General features: G+C 41.2%; 17 protein-coding genes and 1 pseudogene. 17 read left to right on the top strand and 1 reads right to left on the bottom strand.

Annotated features, from left to right (window positions below):
• Nucleotides 1-198: 198 nt before the first annotated feature.
• The 17 genes and pseudogenes from ABEQ74_RS02080 to ABEQ74_RS02000 all read left to right on the top strand — a co-directional run bounded on the left by ABEQ74_RS02080 (nt 199) and on the right by ABEQ74_RS02000 (nt 17,407).
• Nucleotides 199-744: a DUF1697 domain-containing protein gene (locus ABEQ74_RS02080; protein ID WP_430118946.1), complete on the top strand. Its 546-nt coding sequence runs from the start codon at nt 199-201 to the stop codon at nt 742-744.
• 482 nt (nt 745-1,226) lie between these two features.
• Nucleotides 1,227-1,598 carry an ArsR/SmtB family transcription factor gene (locus ABEQ74_RS02075; RefSeq protein WP_430118944.1) on the top strand — a complete coding sequence of 124 codons (372 nt, stop codon included), beginning with the start codon at nt 1,227-1,229 and terminating at the stop codon, nt 1,596-1,598.
• 191 nt (nt 1,599-1,789) lie between these two features.
• The gene (locus ABEQ74_RS02070) at nt 1,790-3,955 is read left to right on the top strand and encodes a heavy metal translocating P-type ATPase (protein ID WP_430118942.1); all 2,166 of its coding nucleotides are present in this window, start codon (nt 1,790-1,792) and stop codon (nt 3,953-3,955) included.
• A 154-nt stretch (nt 3,956-4,109) separates the two neighbouring features.
• Nucleotides 4,110-4,484 (top strand): MerR family transcriptional regulator, encoded by a 375-nt coding sequence (locus ABEQ74_RS02065; protein ID WP_430118940.1) that lies wholly within the window; start codon nt 4,110-4,112, stop codon nt 4,482-4,484.
• Nucleotides 4,484-4,801 carry a thioredoxin family protein gene (locus tag ABEQ74_RS02060; RefSeq protein WP_430118937.1) on the top strand — a complete coding sequence of 106 codons (318 nt, stop codon included), beginning with the start codon at nt 4,484-4,486 and terminating at the stop codon, nt 4,799-4,801. Before ABEQ74_RS02065 ends, ABEQ74_RS02060 begins: the two co-directional genes overlap by 1 nt.
• Before the next feature lie 108 nt (nt 4,802-4,909).
• Nucleotides 4,910-5,188, top strand: a pseudogene (locus ABEQ74_RS02055) (glycosyltransferase); the annotation flags it as partial.
• Between the two features lie 214 nt (nt 5,189-5,402).
• Nucleotides 5,403-5,825 carry an SRPBCC family protein gene (locus ABEQ74_RS02050; RefSeq protein WP_430118935.1) on the top strand — a complete coding sequence of 141 codons (423 nt, stop codon included), beginning with the start codon at nt 5,403-5,405 and terminating at the stop codon, nt 5,823-5,825.
• Between the two features lie 269 nt (nt 5,826-6,094).
• Nucleotides 6,095-8,749, top strand: coding sequence for a phosphoenolpyruvate synthase (gene ppsA / locus ABEQ74_RS02045; protein WP_430118933.1), 2,655 nt, complete (start codon nt 6,095-6,097; stop codon nt 8,747-8,749).
• 75 nt (nt 8,750-8,824) lie between these two features.
• Complete coding sequence (locus ABEQ74_RS02040) at nt 8,825-9,460, top strand: Vat family streptogramin A O-acetyltransferase (protein ID WP_430118931.1); 636 nt, start codon at nt 8,825-8,827, stop codon at nt 9,458-9,460.
• Nucleotides 9,461-9,685: 225 nt separating this feature from the next.
• A complete protein-coding gene (locus tag ABEQ74_RS02035) occupies nt 9,686-10,258 on the top strand; it encodes a sigma-70 family RNA polymerase sigma factor (protein WP_430118929.1) in 573 nt (190 codons plus the stop codon).
• A complete protein-coding gene (locus tag ABEQ74_RS02030; RefSeq protein ID WP_430118927.1) occupies nt 10,248-11,222 on the top strand; it encodes a hypothetical protein in 975 nt (324 codons plus the stop codon). The genes ABEQ74_RS02035 and ABEQ74_RS02030 overlap by 11 nt, the downstream gene beginning before the upstream one ends.
• A gap of 275 nt (nt 11,223-11,497) precedes the next feature.
• Nucleotides 11,498-11,941, top strand: coding sequence for a hypothetical protein (locus tag ABEQ74_RS02025; RefSeq protein ID WP_430118925.1), 444 nt, complete (start codon nt 11,498-11,500; stop codon nt 11,939-11,941).
• Nucleotides 11,942-12,775: 834 nt separating this feature from the next.
• The gene (gene gpmA, locus ABEQ74_RS02020; protein WP_430118923.1) at nt 12,776-13,525 is read left to right on the top strand and encodes a 2,3-diphosphoglycerate-dependent phosphoglycerate mutase; all 750 of its coding nucleotides are present in this window, start codon (nt 12,776-12,778) and stop codon (nt 13,523-13,525) included.
• A 163-nt stretch (nt 13,526-13,688) separates the two neighbouring features.
• Nucleotides 13,689-13,958, top strand: coding sequence for a hypothetical protein (locus ABEQ74_RS02015; RefSeq protein WP_430118921.1), 270 nt, complete (start codon nt 13,689-13,691; stop codon nt 13,956-13,958).
• 60 nt (nt 13,959-14,018) lie between these two features.
• A complete protein-coding gene (locus tag ABEQ74_RS02010) occupies nt 14,019-14,693 on the top strand; it encodes a sortase domain-containing protein (RefSeq protein WP_430118919.1) in 675 nt (224 codons plus the stop codon).
• A gap of 35 nt (nt 14,694-14,728) precedes the next feature.
• Nucleotides 14,729-15,832, top strand: coding sequence for an amidase domain-containing protein (locus ABEQ74_RS02005; RefSeq protein ID WP_430118917.1), 1,104 nt, complete (start codon nt 14,729-14,731; stop codon nt 15,830-15,832).
• Nucleotides 15,833-15,928: 96 nt separating this feature from the next.
• A complete protein-coding gene (locus ABEQ74_RS02000) occupies nt 15,929-17,407 on the top strand; it encodes an oligosaccharide flippase family protein (RefSeq protein WP_430118915.1) in 1,479 nt (492 codons plus the stop codon).
• A gap of 91 nt (nt 17,408-17,498) precedes the next feature.
• Here ABEQ74_RS02000 and ABEQ74_RS01995 read toward each other — a convergent pair whose 3' ends face one another.
• On the bottom strand, nt 17,499-19,100 hold the full coding sequence (locus tag ABEQ74_RS01995) for a GMC family oxidoreductase (RefSeq protein WP_430118913.1): 1,602 nt from the start codon (nt 19,098-19,100) through the stop codon (nt 17,499-17,501).
• Nucleotides 19,101-19,276 lie beyond the last annotated feature (176 nt).

The following is a 19,276-nucleotide window of genomic DNA, read 5'->3' as shown; positions in this document are numbered from 1 at the left end:
TATATTCTCCTTTGTATATGAGCTCACACCGATACCATGATATCATAAGCGAAAATTTCTACGTACAAAATGAATAGTTTAGGAACATTTTTAGTTAGAATCGCACACTTAATTAAAAGGAAATCTCCCATTTCGCGTGAATAATTAAGGGAGGGGAGATACACCAAAGTATCAAACAATATCATTTAGGAGGTAACTATGGTCTATGTCGCATTACTCCGCGGGATCAATGTAGGCGGAAATAATAAAATTGATATGAAGCATCTAAAAAAGTCTTTCGAGCAGGCCGGTATGAACAATGTCGTTACATATATCAATTCAGGCAATATTGTTTTCACATGCAATACAGGAACAAAAGCAGAAATATCCCGCATTCTGGAATTATCTATTCAAGAGAACTTTGGATTACAAATCAAAGTACTGGTTCTAAATTTTGATGATATGAAGACAATCATGTCCGTGCTTCCAGAGACGTGGACAAACGATGCTAAAATGAAATGCGATGTGATTTTTTTATGGGACGAAATCAATAATGAATCCGCGCTGGACAGCTTGGTCATCAAACCAGATATTGATACGGTGATATACGTTTCAGGAGCAATAATATGGTCGGTTGACAAGCAAAATGTTACTAGAAGCGGCATGTCAAAAATTATCGGATCCAATATTTATCGCAAAATAACGGTGAGAAACGTAAATACAACTCGCAAAATATATAATCTTATGCTGACATCTGAAAAGTAAAGGAAGTGCTTAAGGATTAATAGGTCATGCTCGAAGCTGAACTCTTGCGGGACTTAATCGAGCCAAATGGCGATTAACACCCAAATCAAAATTTGGTTATGAGTTTGATTAGTATTTCATCTGCTTTCGCAGCAACAGAATATGCGTATGTATCCCCTAGTAATGCTGTTGATTACAAAACTCCTGTAACAGGCCAAGGTAGTTATGGAAGATATGGGCTTGAAGTTACCAAGGGAAAAGTGAAAGCGATATGAAGTGAGCAGAGCTCAGATGGAAGTCCAAAGACTCCAAATACGTTGACTATTGGATGAAAAGTGGAACAAAGTATGCGAGCTTATTATATGTTAATATAATAGATAACGATAACGAGACTATGAATATGTATATTTTCACCAATTAGGGTTTCTTAATCGTAATCCTTCCGTTTTTCTTGCCTTTGCTATACAATAAGTAGTAATGGCAAATAGGATGGTGGAACATAAATGGAGCATAAAAATCCCTTGGTTGAAGATTGTGATGGATCATGCTTTGGTACTGATGCTGATTTGCAGCAAGTTAGATCAAGCATGATCGATGAGCAGGCAGCTATTAAAGTGGCAGACTGGTTTAAAGCTTTCAGTGATCCAACTCGTATTAAATTAATCAATGCTCTATTACAGAAAGAACTATGTGTCCATGATCTTTCTGTACTACTTGAGATGGGGCAGTCCGCGATCTCGCATCAACTGCGGTATCTGCGCAATATGAGGATTGTGAAACGTCGTAAAGTAGGCAAGACAGTTTTTTATTCTTTGGATGATACACATATCGAGCAAATCTTCACACAAACCTTAGAACATACCATGCATGGATAAAAGTATAAAAGCACCGGCAGGCAAACTGCGGGTGTTTTTTTTTATGTCAGTGAGCATTTTTCTCGTTTTATTTGTTAAGAATATGCGAAATCATTGACATCTGACTTTTCATTTGAATATAATGGGTTTAATTAATATATGAATAAGTGTTCAAGTGTTTACGGTATTGTTGATGGGAAGGAGAATAAGGAATGAATGCTCAAACTACATCAAAAGCAAAAAAAGAATTGATCCTGGAAGGATTAGATTGTGCGAATTGTGCAATGAAGATTGAGAATGGCGTAAAGAAAATTGATGGAATTACAACCTGCTCTGTCAATTTCGTAACGAAAACGCTAACCTTGGAAACAGAGGCGGGGCACGAGGAAAGTGCCGTAACTAAAGCCAAGGAGAAAGTAAACATTCTGGAACCCCATATTCGTGTGATCGAAAAAGGAAATGCCGGAGCTGGCACCATGAAATCGGAAGAGGATCAACACGATCATGGGCATAGCCATTCTCATGATCATGGGAATCAAAATATTAAACGGTTGGTTATTCGATTACTGATCGGTACTGTCTTAACCGCAATAGGTTTCTTTACCACATTCTCAGGCTATACAGAATTCGCAATTTTCGCTGTGGCTTACATCATTGTCGGGGGAGATATCGTCCTGCGGGCTGTGAAAAATATCGTTCGTGGACAAGTATTCGATGAAAACTTCCTTATGACTATTGCCACTCTTGGCGCCTTTGCAATTCAACAATACCCCGAGGGTGTAGCTGTTATGTTGTTCTATCAAGTAGGGGAGATGTTCCAAGGCATTGCGGTGAATCGTTCTAGGAAGTCAATCAGCGCCTTGATGGATATTCGACCGGATTATGCGAACTTGAAGGTAGGGAATGATACCAAGCGTGTTTCTCCAGAGGAAGTGAAAGTTGGCGACTTTATCATCGTCAGACCTGGTGAACGAGTACCGCTTGATGGTAAGGTTATTGAAGGTATATCCGCAATGGATACATCAGCATTAACCGGGGAATCCGTTCCGAGAGAAGTGGAGCCCGGCAATGATGTATTAAGTGGATTCATTAACAAAAACGGTGTGTTGACCATCGAGGTTGCTAAAGAGTTTGGTGAATCAACAGTTTCTAAAATTCTCGATTTGGTTCAGAATGCAAGCAATAAGAAAGCTCCGACAGAGAATTTCATCACAAAGTTTGCACGTTACTATACTCCGGTAGTCGTTATCGTTGCAGTGCTTCTTGCTGTAATTCCACCATTGGTTATTAATGGAGCTACATTTTCTGAATGGGTATATCGAGCACTCATCTTCCTCGTCATTTCATGTCCTTGTGCCTTAGTTGTTTCGATACCGCTTGGATTTTTCGGAGGTATTGGAGCTGCCTCAAAGAAGGGTGTATTGGTGAAAGGCAGTAATTATCTTGAGGCACTGAACGATGTCAAATATGTTGTTTTTGATAAGACGGGAACACTTACAAAAGGTGCATTTACCGTGACCCGTATTCAGCCAAAGGGAACCATGACAAAAGAGGAATTGCTCAAGTTTGCAGCCTACGCCGAAATGCACTCGACCCATCCCATTGCCGAGTCCATAAGAACAGCATATGGCCAAGATATACAGGAGCAAGAGCTCCAAGACTACAATGAGATATCGGGTCACGGCATTCAGGTAAGGGTAAGCGGTAGGGAAGTGCTGGCCGGTAATGCTAAATTAATGAACAGAGAAAAAATCAGATTTGAGCAGCCAGAAGATTTGGGGACGGTCGTTCACATTAGTATTGATAGAGAATATGCAGGCTACATTGTTATTTCCGATGAAGTAAAAGAGGACTCGGCGCAAGCTATTCGATCCTTGAAAGAACTGGGCATTAAGAAAACGGTCATGCTTACAGGGGATTCGAAGACGGTTGGAGAAGCGGTTGGACGTCAGCTTGGACTGGATGAGGTTCATGCTGAACTGCTCCCACAGCATAAAGTAGAAGAAATTGAAAAACTGGATCGTGTAAAGAACCCGAAAGAGAAAATCGCTTTCGTCGGTGATGGGATCAACGATACACCAGTGTTGGCGAGAGCGGATGTCGGGATTGCCATGGGTGGGCTTGGCTCCGATGCAGCCATTGAAGCAGCAGATATCGTGATTATGACTGATGAACCATCCAAGATTTCCTCTGCAATTCATATTGCACAGCGCACTAGAAAAATTGTATGGCAAAATATTATCTTTGCATTGGGAGTAAAAGCGATTTTCCTGATCCTTGGTGCATTTGGGATTGCAACCATGTGGGAGGCGGTATTCTCTGACGTGGGTGTGACACTGCTAGCTGTTTTGAATGCAGTACGTGTCCTTAAAAGCTAAAATAACTAAAAGAGAGCCTATCACGGCTCTTTTTTACTTACTTGCAAGCAGGAAAGTTTAATACCAAGTTACATTCTTTAAAAATCACTTGACTCTAACACTAGTGTCAGGGTTTACAATGATAACGAATCGTTCATCAAGGAGGTGCTAAAGTATGAAAATCGGGGAATTATCCCTCCGCACCGGTGTCAGCATTCGATCTCTCCGATATTACGAACAGCAAGGATTAATTACACCGGTAAGAAGTGAGAACGGTTATCGCGAATATTCTCCTTTTGCGGAAGAGCAGGTTAAGAGTATCAAATTGTACCTTAATCTTGGATTATCGACAGAACAAATTGCTGGCTTTTTACAGTGTGTTTTAAAAAACAAAGAAGCTTTCTGCCGAGAGGTGCTTCCTATTTATCGCCAAAAGCTTGATGAAATTGAGACACAAATTCAGTTGCTAAATAACATCAAGTCTAATTTAGAGGAACGCATCCAGTCCATTCTGGATGAACAAAATACAATTGAAGGGGAGTCATACTGATGAGTTTACCTATGATTGATCAAGAAAGTTTTCAAAGTGCTATTAATGAAAAGTCCATCACTTTAGTTGAGTTTGGTGCGAGCTGGTGCCCGCCTTGCAGAGTGCTTAAGCCTATTCTTGAAGAGCTGAGAAATGAAGAGGAGTATCTGGAAGTCCTTCAGGTTGATTGTGACCTATCACCGGAGCTTGCAGCTGAGTTTGGGATCATGTCGATGCCGACTGTAATTGTATATCATGATGGTGAGCCTCAAGATAAAATTATAGGACTTAGACCGAAAAGCGTATACCAAGCAGCGGCCTCTCGTTTTAAGTCTTAACATTAGGATCTGACTTAAGAATTAACGTACACTCCCTGTATAAAACTGGCATCCTTATTCATAATAAGACAGTCAGATCATTTCGAACATACAGAGGAGCAGATAAATATGAAAAGCAAAAGGTTATTAGCGTTACTCCTGGTGCTCGTTCTTAGCCTCTTGCCCGTTGCTTCTGTACAGGCAAAGGCAGGGAAGAAGGATCCCAATTGCCTAACTTCCAAGATGATACAGCTAAAGACCGATATGCAAAAAGTGTGGATTGATCATACGATCTGGACCAGAAGCTACATTGTCAGCGCCATTTCTAATCGTGCGGATCAACAGGATGTATTGGATCGGCTGCTGCAAAACCAGCAGGATATTGGCAATGTGATCAAGCCTTATTACAGTTTCCTGAAAAGTTTTAAGATAGAAGTTGCATAGCAGATACGCTTTTCATAATCATCCTTAGGGGTGGCTATGAAAGGCTTTTTTATATATAATAGCAATCGAAAAACAAATCACAGATGCAATTTTCTGGTAAAATGTAAGCAGGCAAATTGTTCTTTGTATTTTATATTAAAGTAATATCAATCGTACCAAATTTAAAGGAGGCTGTATTATGGCATCAACGATTACAGTGGAAACCGTTGTTCATTCCCCTATTGAGAAGGTGTGGGAATATTGGACGGAGCCGAAGCATATTACAGGGTGGAATGCTGCTTCGGAAGATTGGCACACCCCATATGCGGAGAATGATTTAAAGGTTGGTGGAACATTTGTCTCGAGAATGGAAGCGAAAGACGGGAGTTTTGGGTTTGATTTTACCGGAGTCTACGACGAAGTGACTAAGAACGAAAGAATATCGTACACGATTCCTGACGGCAGAAAAGTAAAAATCGAGTTTTTCAGTCAAGATAATGACACACGTGTCGTCGAATCGTTCGATGCAGAAGACAGCAACGAAATTGAAATGCAGCGAGCCGGATGGCAAGCGATTCTGGACAATTTTAAAAAATATACGGAGTCGTCTATACATAAATAAAAGACATTTAGATTTCATAGGTGCGTGCCGACTGTGGTACGCGCTTTTTTCTATCTCTATATCAGAAAAAAGTCCAACAAAAAAAGAACCTGTGCAAAGTCATCAGATTCTTTGTTATTGCTTATGTACAGAGTCAATGATACAATCAGAAAGCGAATCGACTCTAACATTTAGGCATAATTATTTCATCTTATATATTAAGGATAACACGTGGATCAATCTCTTGTCAAATGTTTTTTCGCAAATTGAATGGTTGGGAGAGATGCTTAGTGAATTCCTTGGTTTTGGGTTTTCAGGAAACGGATAAGACTCAGCTTTTGCTCGTTGGCGGAAAAGGAATAAATCTGGGCGAGTTATCACATATCGAAGGAATACAGGTGCCCGAAGGATTTTGTGTTACTACGGTTGGATATCAAAAAGCCATCGAACAAAACGAAATGCATCATGTGTTGCTGAGTCAATTAACTAAGCTAAAAGCAGAAGATCGGGAGCAAATTACTGAAGTCAGCAGAAGAATTCGACAGCTCATTTTAGAATCGGAAATACCTCCTGATGTAGTGCAAGCTGTAACTCATTATCTCTCACGGTATGGTGAAGAGCATGCTTATGCCGTACGTTCGAGTGCAACAGCTGAAGATTTGCCGCATGCTTCTTTTGCTGGTCAACAAGACAGCTATCTAAATATTATCGGTACAGAAGGTATTCTGAGCCATATCAGCAAATGCTGGGCTTCCCTATTTACGGAACGTGCAGTCATCTACCGTATGCAAAATGGATTTGATCATAGTCAAGTTTATATTTCTGTAATCGTGCAAAGGATGGTCTTTCCCCAAGCGTCTGGAATCATGTTTACCGCTGATCCGATCTCCTCTAATCGAAAGCTGCTATCCATTGATGCCAGTTATGGTCTGGGAGAAGCGCTGGTCTCTGGCTTGGTATCTGCTGATGGCTATACAGTCCAGGAAGAGAGGATTATCGATAAACGAATAGCAGCCAAAAAAATAGCTATAGATGCGCGCGCAGAAGGCGGTACAGAGACCCGCGAGCTTGATCCCGACCAGCAAAAGACCCAAGCGCTGACGGATCAGCAAATTATTGAATTGGCTAGCATTGGCAGACAAATCGAAGCTCATTTTGGCCAGCCGCAGGATATCGAATGGTGTTTGTCTGATAATTCATTTTATATTGTCCAGAGTCGGCCGATCACGACTTTATATCCGATCCCTGAAGAGAGTGATCAAGAGAATCGCGTCTATTTATCTGTGGGTCACCAACAAATGATGACCGATCCGATCAAACCATTGGGATTGTCCTTCTTTCTCCTTACAACTCCGGCGCCTATGCGCACTGCTGGGGGAAGATTGTTTGTGGATGTTACACCTAAGCTGATCTCACCAGTCAGCAGAGAGGCGATATTAAATACTTTGGGACAGTCCGATCCGCTCACTAAAGACGCGCTTATGACCATAATCGACCGAGGAGATTTTCTACAATTAGAAACTGTTGGACCGGAAGAGGCGCAGCCTAACCATAGCAGCAAAAGAGTAGCATCTCTTGGTATTCAAACACAGATTGAAACCGAGTTGACCATCGTATCTAAGTTGATCAAGCGTAGTCAAACATCGATCGAAGAGTTAAAACAACATATCCAGAGAAAAACAGGAGAAGATTTACTCGATTTTATTCTGGAAGATATACAGCAGCTCAAGAAAATATTATTTGACCCACAGAGTTCTGCCGTGATTATGGCTGCTATGAATGCTTCAATATGGATCAATGAAAATATGTACAAGTGGTTGGGTGAAAAGAACGCAGCAGATACGCTTTCTCAATCAGTCCCTGGTAATATTACTTCGGAAATGGGCCTGGCGCTGCTGGATGTCGCAGATGTAATTCGTCCATATCCGGAAGTCATTGAATATTTGGAACAAGTAGAAGATGATCAGTTCTTGGATGAGCTGGTTAAGCTGGAAGGTGGACTGGAGACCCGGGACGCGATCAATGATTACCTCAACAATTACGGCATGCGATGTGCCGGGGAGATCGATATCACCAGAACTCGGTGGAGTGAACAACCCATTACACTGGTCCCATTAATTCTTGGCAACATCAAAAACACCCCGCCTAATGCCAGTCATCTAAAATTTGAGCAAGGTCAGAGCGCCGCACTAGCAAAAGAACAAGAATTGCTAAGCCGATTAAAGCAATTGCCGGACGGCGAACATAAAGCCATAGAAACCAAACGAATGATTGATCTCATCCGAAACTTCAGCGGATACAGGGAATATCCTAAGTACGGCATGGTTCATCGCTACTTTATATATAAACTGGCATTATTAAGAGAAGCTGAGCGACTCGTGCAAGCAGGGGTTATTCAAGAGAAAGAAGATATATACTATTTCACTTTTGAAGAACTTCGCGAAGTCGTACGTTCAAATGAACGGGATGAGCCGGGTAGCATGGTCGAGTTGCGAGCGAATGCGAGCAGACAGATCATAAGCCAGCGAAAAGCCGAGTACAGATTATATGAAAAACTAACGCCACCACGAGTCATGACATCTGACGGTGAAATCATTTCAGGTAAGTACAAACGAGACCATCTCCCTGACGATGCGATTGTAGGACTGCCTGTTTCATCTGGAGTGATCGAAGGACGGGCACGCGTCATTTTAAGCATGGAGGATGCTGAATTGGAGAACGGGGATATTTTAGTCACGGCATTTACTGATCCTAGCTGGACACCATTGTTTGTATCCATAAAAGGGTTAGTTACCGAAGTCGGTGGACTGATGACTCATGGCGCCGTCATCGCCCGCGAATATGGTTTGCCTGCTGTTGTAGGCGTAGATCATGCCACCAAACGGATCAAAGACGGGCAGCGGATTCGCGTGCATGGAACAGATGGGTACATCGAAATATTATGATAACGACAGTATTGAAGTTTTTCATTGTATCATAGTAGTTGAAATTATATACGACATGAAGGAGGGATTTATCATATGCAATATGGACCTGATCCTAATGCGATCTACCCAAACGAGGCAATTAGAAGTATATGCTATATCAAAAACGTTGTAACACGCCCAAACATTATGGTTGGTGACTACACCTATTATGACGACATTAATGGCCCAGAAAAGTTCGAAGAGCATGTGACACATCATTACGAATTTATTGGAGATAAGCTGATTATCGGTAAGTTCTGTGCAATAGCAAAGGGCATTGAATTTGTAATGAACGGTGCTAACCATAGAATGAACAGCGTCACTACCTACCCATTTAACATTATGGGCAATGGTTGGGAGAAATCGACTCCAACATTGGATGACTTACCTCTTAAAGGTGACACTGTAGTTGGTAATGATGTTTGGATCGGTCAAAATGTCACCGTCATGCCCGGTGTGCATATTGGTGATGGAGCAATCATTGCGGCTAATACAGTTGTTGTAAAAGATGTTCCACCATACCATATTGCAGGTGGGAATCCCTCCAAAATCATTAAGAAAAGATTTGATGACGAACTCATCGCTCATCTCCTCACCATGAAATGGTGGGATTGGCCTGCTCGTAAAATTTTTGATAATCTTGAGATGCTTTGCAGCGGGGATCTGACAAAAATCAAGGGAATTTCCTAACTATATTAGTAAAATGGGAAGTCCGTAACCCAAGAGTATAGCAAAATAACACGAAACGCAGCCAAAAGGCTGCGTTTTTTAGGTTCTTGAAGAAGAATATTCTCAAGGTTACCGTTACAATAAAAAGAAGATTTATAACGTATATCTATTTTTTATCATTTTTATTGAACCTTATTGGGCTATCGGGCCAATAACATATGTAAGTCTTAAATGGAGGCCGGCCTTATGAATGAAATGGATGTAAAATCTTGGCTTATCCGGATGAGCCAGGGAGATGAAGAAGCATTCCAGGCAGTCTATCATCTAACGCGTGATCAGGCATACGGTTTGATCTATTACCTTGCTCCCAACAAGCACGATGTCCCGGATATTATGAGTGAAGTATACATCGAATTATTCAAGAGTCTGAACAATTATCAGCAGGAGCAGAAATTCAGTTCTTGGTTCAATGGCTTGATTATTCGGCAAGTTCGAAACTGGAAGCGAAGGAGCTGGCGCAGAATTCGCATTATGGAAAGAATGAAAGGGATGTCTTTTCAACCACCCCATATGGAAGATCGCGCCTCTCATCTTAGCGACCGTCTTGAGCTACTTCCGATGCTAGAAGATCTGCCTTTGAAGCTCAGAGAGGTTATCGTCCTCAGATACTATGAGGATTGCTCACTTGAAGAAATCGCCCAATTGTTAAAGATTCCGTTAGGTACCGTTAAATCCAGGCACCATCATGCCCTGAAGCGACTGCGCTCTATGTATAGTCAGCGGGACCACAGAAAGGAGCGGGACGGCTATGTCTATTGAAGAACAATTGAAAGAAGAGTTTAAACATAACGCTAAAAATATGGTGTGTCCTCCTACTATAGATTTGCGTGTAATGAACGCCTGCAGGGAGCAGATGCTGGAGAAGAAGGGAGTACAACCGATGAGAAGAAGAGGGAAATGGTCTAAAGCGATAATGCTCATCTTATTGATCGCTGTCGTAAGTGGCTTTGCTTATGCGGGTCGAACCTTACTGTATGAGGAGACGAAAGGTAATATGACGATGTCCGCCGTAAAGTCTGAGGAGTTCAAGTTAAGTAAAACCCAGATCGAAAGCATTCGTGAAGCTCGAAAAGAGGTGAAAGCACAGTTGAAGCCCGGAGAGACCGCCGTTGTCTATTTAACGGATTTGGATAAAGTCGCGAACATACCGTTCATTCCTGTTTCTCAGCCGGAAGTGAACGAGGATCTGGATAACTGGAGCAAGGCAATGGCTCACCAATTCAATGTTCTACCTCCGGATTCCTTGCTTGGATCGTATCGATTTGCAGGAGGAATGGAGCTGTCACCTTTTGGCGATTTTTGGGGCTCTGATACGGACGTGGCAACACTGAAGAAGGAAATGAAGGATGAGAGTGAAGCGAGTGGAAAAGACATGGTATGGCGTTTGACGCAAGCGCCGAGTTCATTACCAATGTTGTCTTACACCACGACATACCGAAACGCAGAACAGGAAACGTTGTACTTGGTTATGGAAGCCGCCCTTGATTCCTCGATCAAGGTACAATTGGTAACTCCACCGTCGACAAAAAATGAAGAAATAGCTCTAAAGGGGCAAGCTGCGCATTATTATAGTAACGATTCCTATATCTATAACGACAACAATTTCTACCAAGAAATCAGATGGATGACCGAAAAAGATGGGCGAGCGATTATTTATCGGATTGGAACGGATTCGCCTTCGATGACTAAAGAGAAACTGATGGAAGCTGCAGAAAGTTTATAGGTGAAAAAATTCAGTTGGATCGTAACATAAATGTATGATTAATCCAGGCGCAGGGGACATTTCCCTGCGTCTTTAAAAATTTCGCATAATATCTCTAAAAGGTAAAAATTAACACAATAAAACCGATAAATAAAATAAGTATTCTATTTTTATAAAAATTGTGAAAAGGTGATAAGCATGAGTTTCTCTCGCAAATCAATCATCAATAAAATGGTGGCATATAATTTGCAAAATATGTTTAAAGAAGCTAAAAGAAACAAACAGGTGACATGGTATTGAGACAATCATGGTTTATTCGGTTTGTAATGGTCATTCTCCTGGTAGTTTTCGCAATAGGAACCACCATTCTTTTTTATGCTGATCAAGACTTGGAATTGGCTGCTTTTATAGGACTCTTAACTATATGCCTTGCGTTATGGGTAGTTTCATTACTTTGTTCGAAGTTCGTTGTTAGTGAACAGGAAATAGTCTCCTATAAGTGGTTTCGAAAGAAACGGTTGAAACTGAGCGATATAAAGGCAATACAACATAGTGCCCTCTGGGGTGGGAGCATCATTCTTCGAGATTCTAGAAAGGCCATAACCATACCTACGGAATACGCAGGTTCAGCAGAATTCGTAAAACATCTGGTCGATAAATTAGGATCGGAATTTTGCTCCAGTGCCACTTATGGTATACGTATTCGTGAGAAAGAAATGATTAGTAAACAAAAGGGTTAAGTATACATAATAAGAACAGACTTTAATCAAGTTGATAGCCCAGATATTATATCGTTATTGTCAAAAGTGCATGTTGGCCTGATTTACTCGAAATTTTTATGAAATGGCTATGTTAAAGTCTATTGTTGATATTTGAGCATAAGAAAACCGCCTTGGTGAAAAGGCGGTTTATTAAGTTTTCATTCCCCTCAGTAAAGCGATCAGTATAACTTAAATTATTAAAATTTACGCTTATGATAGGGGATACCTTCGCCATCTTCACAATAGGATTTGAGACTATAAAGTAAAATAGCCCAGTTGTAGTTACATGAACGATAAAATGGCGTTACTTCTTTCCAGTTCATATGACGTAAAGTAATATAAGACTTCCCGTTCTTCTCTTGAATATCAAAGGAAATAATGGATTGAGTTCATTGGTCCATATTTCCGACAGCCCTATTTGCCATTGCCTACTCCTTTCTAACTGTAAAAATTAATGTTTAATGCTTATGCTAACATATGATGAATATAATATTTTCTTTTGGATTGCTATGTTGCAGTTATTGCATTTATTGACATAAATGAAAGATTACATCATCCTAGCAAAAGTTTCAATTCAGACAATACCTTTCTTTCCTGGGATCGAATTTCTAAATGGATTCATGTTTATATAATAAGGGAGGGGACTTTGCAGGCATGTTTCCGCATTAATCAGTGAGCAAGGGGAAACCTATTTATGGAATTATCGAGATGACATTATTCCCGCACGCAATATACAACCATGCTAAGCCAGGCTTCACGCTATCATTGCGTTCGCTGGGTTACAATCGAATTCATCAGGAAGGGACGGGAGATATGTTTAAGCTGGTTTTGATTAGACATGGAGAAAGTGAGTGGAACAAAGCAAATTTATTTACAGGCTGGACGGATGTAGACTTAACGGATAAAGGCATTCAAGAGGCTCAGCATGCTGGCAGCTTGCTTCAGGAAGAACAGTTCGTCTTTGATATAGCGTATACCTCATATTTGAAGCGAGCGATCAAAACATTGGACTATGTGCTTGAAGAAATGGATTTGCTGTGGATCCCGGTATATAAAACTTGGCAGCTGAATGAGCGTCATTATGGTGCGCTTCAAGGTTTAAGCAAACAAACCACAGCTGAGTTATATGGAGAAGAGCAGGTTAGATTATGGCGCAGAAGTTATGATGTACTGCCTCCTGCTTTGACAAAGGACGATGAACGCTATCCAAAGCATGATCTTAAATATCGCAATATGGATGAGAAGCTTATCCCGTTATCGGAAAGCCTGCAGGAAACCATTGTTCGAGTAAAGGATTATTGGGATAGGGAAATTGCACCACAAATCATGTCTGGTAAAAATGTGATTATCGCTGCACACGGCAATAGTTTGCGATCATTAATTATGTTTCTGGACAATCTGAGTCCAACAGAAATCATTGATTTGAACCTGCCTACGGGCATTCCGCTTGTATATAATCTTGATGACCGATTATATCCAATAGAAAAATATTATCTGGGAAGCGAGAAGCATGTAGAGAGAAAAATTGAGCAGGTTGCTGAGCCAGACAATATTATGGAATAAGTGTGCCAGTTCCAGCCGCCTATATGGCGGCTTTTTTATCGTTCAAATCATGATGTTATAAGCAACTTTTGTGGTGGTCCTTTGCAGAGGTCAAAATTACCATCAATAACTTGAAACGACAATGTAGATAATGAAACCGGGGAAAAACAAAGGAGGGATTTACATGAAAAAGGCAACAGTATTCGCTTTGTCAACATGTTTGTTTTTTGCGGCTTCAGCTATGACTGCATCTGCAGCACCAGTAGAAAAACACGAGCATCAAATGCATGTTAAAGAACACCAAGCTAAGGAACACAAATTGCATGCTAAAGAACACAAACACAAAGCTAAAGAACACAAAATGCGTACTAAAAGCAAAGGAAACAAAATACACACCAAGAGCATTACACCAAAAGCATTGCCGAAAACAGGTTATGGCGGCGTGAGCGAGTAAATTAAAATCGAAAAGAGGAAAATTACTTTTCCTCTTTTCATTTTAAAAAGGATGAGACTGATGAATGTTAATCGAAAATTGATGTTAATTGTATTGCTTACCCTTTCAATGCTGTTGTTCTCAGGTTGTCAACGTCATACGTCGCGATCTCCGGAAATGAAAAATATAGAGCAGCCCCCATTGCAACAAAGTGAAATCATTTCTCCTAAAGAAAATCCCAATGAAACAAAAGAACAAATTGGCAAAGAACAAAAAGCAAAAGAACAAAGTGTATCAGAAAAAAAATCTGTATCTATAATTCCAACTCAAGTGTGGATTCCATCGGTTGGAATAAAGGCTCCTGTTGAGCCCGTAGGACTATTGGAAAATGGGCAGATGGAAGCCCCGGTTTCTAGCAAGGTTGGTGGTGTGCTTACTGAAGGGGTACTGCCTGGACAAATTGGAAGTGCCATAATAGCAGGCCATGTAGATAATTACACGGGACCAGCTGTTTTTTACCCATTAAAAAAATTAAAACCTGGTCAACCTGTGGTGTTATCGGACGATGAGGGGAATTACCTTGTCTTCAAGGTCTTGGCTGTAGAATCGTACCTTACGGCAGAAGCGCCTGTCGACAAAATATTCGGTGATACCGATATGGAACGATTAAATTTAATAACTTGTACTGGGAAATATAACAGAGAAAAGCGCGAACATGAAAAGAGACTAGTCGTTTACACGCGGTTATTAAAATGACAAATACGAAGTTGGGATAATCGGGGGTTATAAACATGGCAAAAGCTCTTTATTTTAGTATATACACAACATTAGCTCTGCTCTTCGGAAGCTCGCAGTTTACAAACATAAATCATTCAGAGGACGAGATAAAAAAGTATATGAATGAGTTATTTGCTGTTCGTTCAAATTTTTTAGTGAATAAAACTGCAAACATGACGAAGTATTACGATCAGGCCCACAGTTCAAGTCGGAATGCCTACCGAGTTGAGGAAAAAAGAAAGACTTATCTAAATACATGGGCAGATTATAGAGGTATTCATTTTACGGATTCACAAAGTAAAATCCGTGTTACCCGAATCCAAGTTGAAGGGGATACTGCGAAAGTGACGTTAGCTCATTCCCAAAAATTAAGCTACATATATGTAGATCAAGTACTGCCTCCGCAATCTTTTGGTATTGGCACTTGGCATGCTGTTACGTTGAAAAAAAAGAACGGGAATTGGACTGTGTTCAAAGAGTGGTATCTTGATCCCATAGAAGAAAATCCTAAACAAATTGATGGGACTCCGGGTGGGAAAGTGTCTTTCCCACGACACAATGAAATCGTGAAGGATAGTAAAAAATACAAAAGGAAGAAAGCTGTTGACTATGCTAATAAATACGCAGGCACGGCTTGGGGTGCAGGCAATAATGGACGATATAACTTCAAATACTTGAATTATAATGTCAAAGGTGGAGATTGCACGAACTTTGCTTCCCAGGTCATTGGTGATCAGGAAGAAGGAGGAGGGCTAAAGATGAGGGGGCCATGGCGTTATCGCTATGGTGGAGGCGGGAGCCGAACTTGGGTTCAGACGGATGCTTTCAAGAACTTTATTGTTCATTCCGATTACGGGAAAGTAATTGCGACAGGAAGTTTCTCTGAGCTTACAAAACCAACAAGCAAACATCCGGAAACCGCTTTTTCAAAACTGTTACCAGGTGATTTAATTGCTCACGTTATGAACAATGATGTAGACCATTTTTCTGTAGTAACAGGATTCGATGATAATGGTTACCCTCTGGTTAATTCGCATAGTGCTGATCGTTATCAAGCACCTTTTGATTTGGGCTGGGATAAGCATACCCAATATATTTTGATTCACATCAATGACTAGTGCGGTTTGGTTCATAAAGTTATAGGGCTCCATTCATAACGCAGTCCCCACAATCATAAGATGGTACGGACAAGTCTTATGTAGTGGAGGAGAAGAATGAGCTCTTCTTTCATCAAAGAAACGATTTTTCGAATATGTGCGATTGTGGTAGTTAAAGCTATCGGCTTGATCGGCAGGGTTTCACTCACAAGACTTATTGGTGCGGAAGGAATCGGGCTGTTTCAGATTGCTTACTCATATTATGGACTCGGTTTAATGTTGCTGACTGGCGGATTACCGACTGCGTTAGCGCTGTTTACTGCAAAGCATCCCCCACACGGCTGGGTTTGGTTTAAAATTTTTACAGTTTATTTGATCATCATTGGGGGATGTGCAACAGCGGTCACATTTTATTATTCCGAAGCCATTGCAAGGTTTCTTGGCAACGAGCAGCTACGTTATTTTATTCACTTTCTTGCGCCAGCCTTCTTCACCGTCCCCATGTTAACTCTGCTTCGCGGTTATTTACAGGGTATCGAATTATATAATGTTATTGCTGTCTCCGAAATTGTTGAGCAAGCAGTTCGAGTGACATTCATGCTGGTTATCGTTACTCTTTTCTTGCCTATAGGTCCAGCAATTGCAGCAGGTAACAGCATGGTAAGTACAACTTTTGGAGCGATATCAGCATTTTTATTATTAATTTCATATTATTTATATGTGAATCGACGAAGTGACAAATCCTCAATTCGTAATATAAATATTAATTATCAAAAAGAACTAAGATGGTTCCTACGCAGTTCTTTCCTGATTTCCATAACCAGATTGCTCATACCTCTCTCTGATGTGCTCGACGCTATAATCATTCCTAGCCGGCTTCAAGTTGCCGGTTATTCATCCTCAGAAGCAACGGCAATGTTTGGGGTCCTGACAGGTATGGCTGCACTTGTGGCCTATATGCCCACCCTGGTTACTGCCGCGCTTTCACATACATTAACCATGAGGATGGTATCAGACTGGCAGGCTAGAAACTATGAGCGTTTTCACCTGCGTACCAGAGTAGCACTCAAGATAAGCTGGGTATGGGGCTGGATAGCGAGTCTCTTTCTTTACGTCTATAACGCAGAAATTTCATTAATTCTGTTTGGCACAATGGAGGCTGCAAAACCCATTCAATTTCTATTTATCATTCCATTGCTTGTCGGTATACGGGAAATGAGCACAAGCATACTGTGGGTCCAAGAGTCTAAAAGAGTACCTTTTATTGGTTTGCTTACGGGTATCAGCGTTTCACTTATCGCTCATTACTATCTTGTAGCGATACCTGGGCTAAATTACAGGGGGGCAAGCATAGCAATACTTATTTTGGAGATCATTGCAGTGGGTTGCAACTTACTTATTATGTTCCCTTCAATGAAAAAGATAAACTATAGCCGATTAATGATAGATGCACTTGTAATCATATCGTTAATGATGGTTGTTAATCATTTCACTCATCAACCGGAATCTGGAATGTTACAGACCATAATCGGAATGATTGTTTATGTTGGATGCAGTTTAATTTATACTGCTTTACGTTTCAAGTCTGCTAGATGACAGGTTTTGGTATCCTATATGTATTAGTCATAATAACAGGTTCTTTCTGGTGTTCATTTGGTTGCAGGGACTAGGGTAGCCCCTGCAGTACTCATTCTTCTCCTGCTTCGGATCGTGGTCGTCTCTTGCGCTTACAAAGTTGCTTCGCTATGGTGTACCCAATAAGATATGCAGCAGAAGAGGTGTTTCCATCCACTGTAAAAGGTACGATGGATGCATCTGCAACAATCAGATCTTTAACTCCATGCACATTCCCTTTACGGTCAACGACTCCTCCTTTTGATAAAGGAGCCATACGCAGAAAGCCCTGCTGATGGTGATTGTGGTCGAAATTTTCTTTAATAAATTCTTCAAGTCTGTTCTCATCGTCGATGATGTCAATTGAAGGTGATACGAGTTGATAAGAAGGATCAATTTTTCTTAACTCCAGCGCAATGTCTTTGATATACGTTCGATAAATTCTTTTTATCGCTTCCATGTCATCCTCATCAGAGAGAAACCCTTCGTCTGCGAGTACGATGTTCAGTGGGTCTTTGCTCTGAATACGGATGGATCCCTTACTCTTCGGCTGCAAGTATAGAATCGCCAACGTCAAATGTTCTTCCGATCCAATGCCAACAAGTTGAACCGCCCTTTGATCATGAATACCCGATGGATCTGGCAGGAAAGCTCCTCCTGTATAGAGAGCGTTCGGATCCAAGTCAGGGAGGGGATGGTCTCTAGAATTGGTAGCAAATACAGCGGTATTTAAAGTATGGTTCTTTAATCTTTGCCCAACATTTGGATTATCAAAGATGACCGGGATTCCCGACTTTTTCAAGATTTTTGCGGATCCAATTCCGGACAGCATCAATAACTGAGGACTGTTGATTCCAGCCGATATGATAACTTTTTTGCTCGAATACGCACGGAAACACTTGCCATCCTTCAAATATTCAACACCTATGGCACGCTTGCCAGAGAATAGAATACGGAGAACCGTAGTCCGAAATTTAACAGTTAATTTTCGGTTGTGAACTCCGCGACCTGTTGGTGTCATAATATCCAAAGACAGGAAGGCTGTGGAAGAGCTTTCCCTGCGGCCATCGGGCTGTTGGTATAGTTGCCAACGAGTGAACGGTCCAAGGGGCGTATTTGGATCATTATAGTCAAGAATGGCAGGATAACCTGTTGCACGCTCGATCGCAGTTGTCAGCTTGTTAGCCATCGGAGTTGGCGTGTCCGGTGCTTGCCTGATGTTAATTCTTCCATGATACCCGCGAGCAGCGGGATCTGTGGTTTCACCATTATAATTCTCCAGAGCTTTGAATCGTCTTGTGGCTTTATCAGGTGACCACTGAGGTCCAAGCAGTCGTTCCCACTTTTCCAGCACAGCAGCTGTTGGTCGTACATATTGTTCACCGTTTATAGAAGAGCCGCCCCCTGACAACCGCCCTGTTGTCCATTCAAAAACGCGTCCATCAAGTCCTTCCTGGGGTATCCCTTCTCCCTGCCAAAAGTAATTCGGAAAGAAACTTTCCTCAAGTTCAAGTGCCATGGATGAATCCTTGATTGGTTTGTCTTTGTCATGATTACCGCCCGATTCCAAAACAAGCACGGAAGTTTGTAAGTCATCAGTTAGTGTCTCTGCGAGTACAGCCCCAGCTGGACCTGTGCCTACGATAATGTAATCGTAAGTTGTTTTTTTATCCATCAACACACTCCTTTAGAAATCAACTAGTTCAGGATATTAATCTATTCAGATAAAGGTGCCTAATTCTGCTGCGGTCAGACCGTGACATCAAGTTTTGTGTTCATAAAGCCTGCAACATACGGTTTGTTGAGAAAGTTTTGAGGGTTTAAAACCTAAAAAAGCGGGGATTGTTGAAG

Source organism: Paenibacillus solani (assembly GCF_050475945.1).
Classification (GTDB): domain Bacteria; phylum Bacillota; class Bacilli; order Paenibacillales; family Paenibacillaceae; genus Paenibacillus_AQ; species Paenibacillus_AQ solani_A.
The sequence above is the reverse complement of the archived record's forward strand: the minus strand, read 5'-3'. Positions and strand labels throughout refer to the sequence as shown.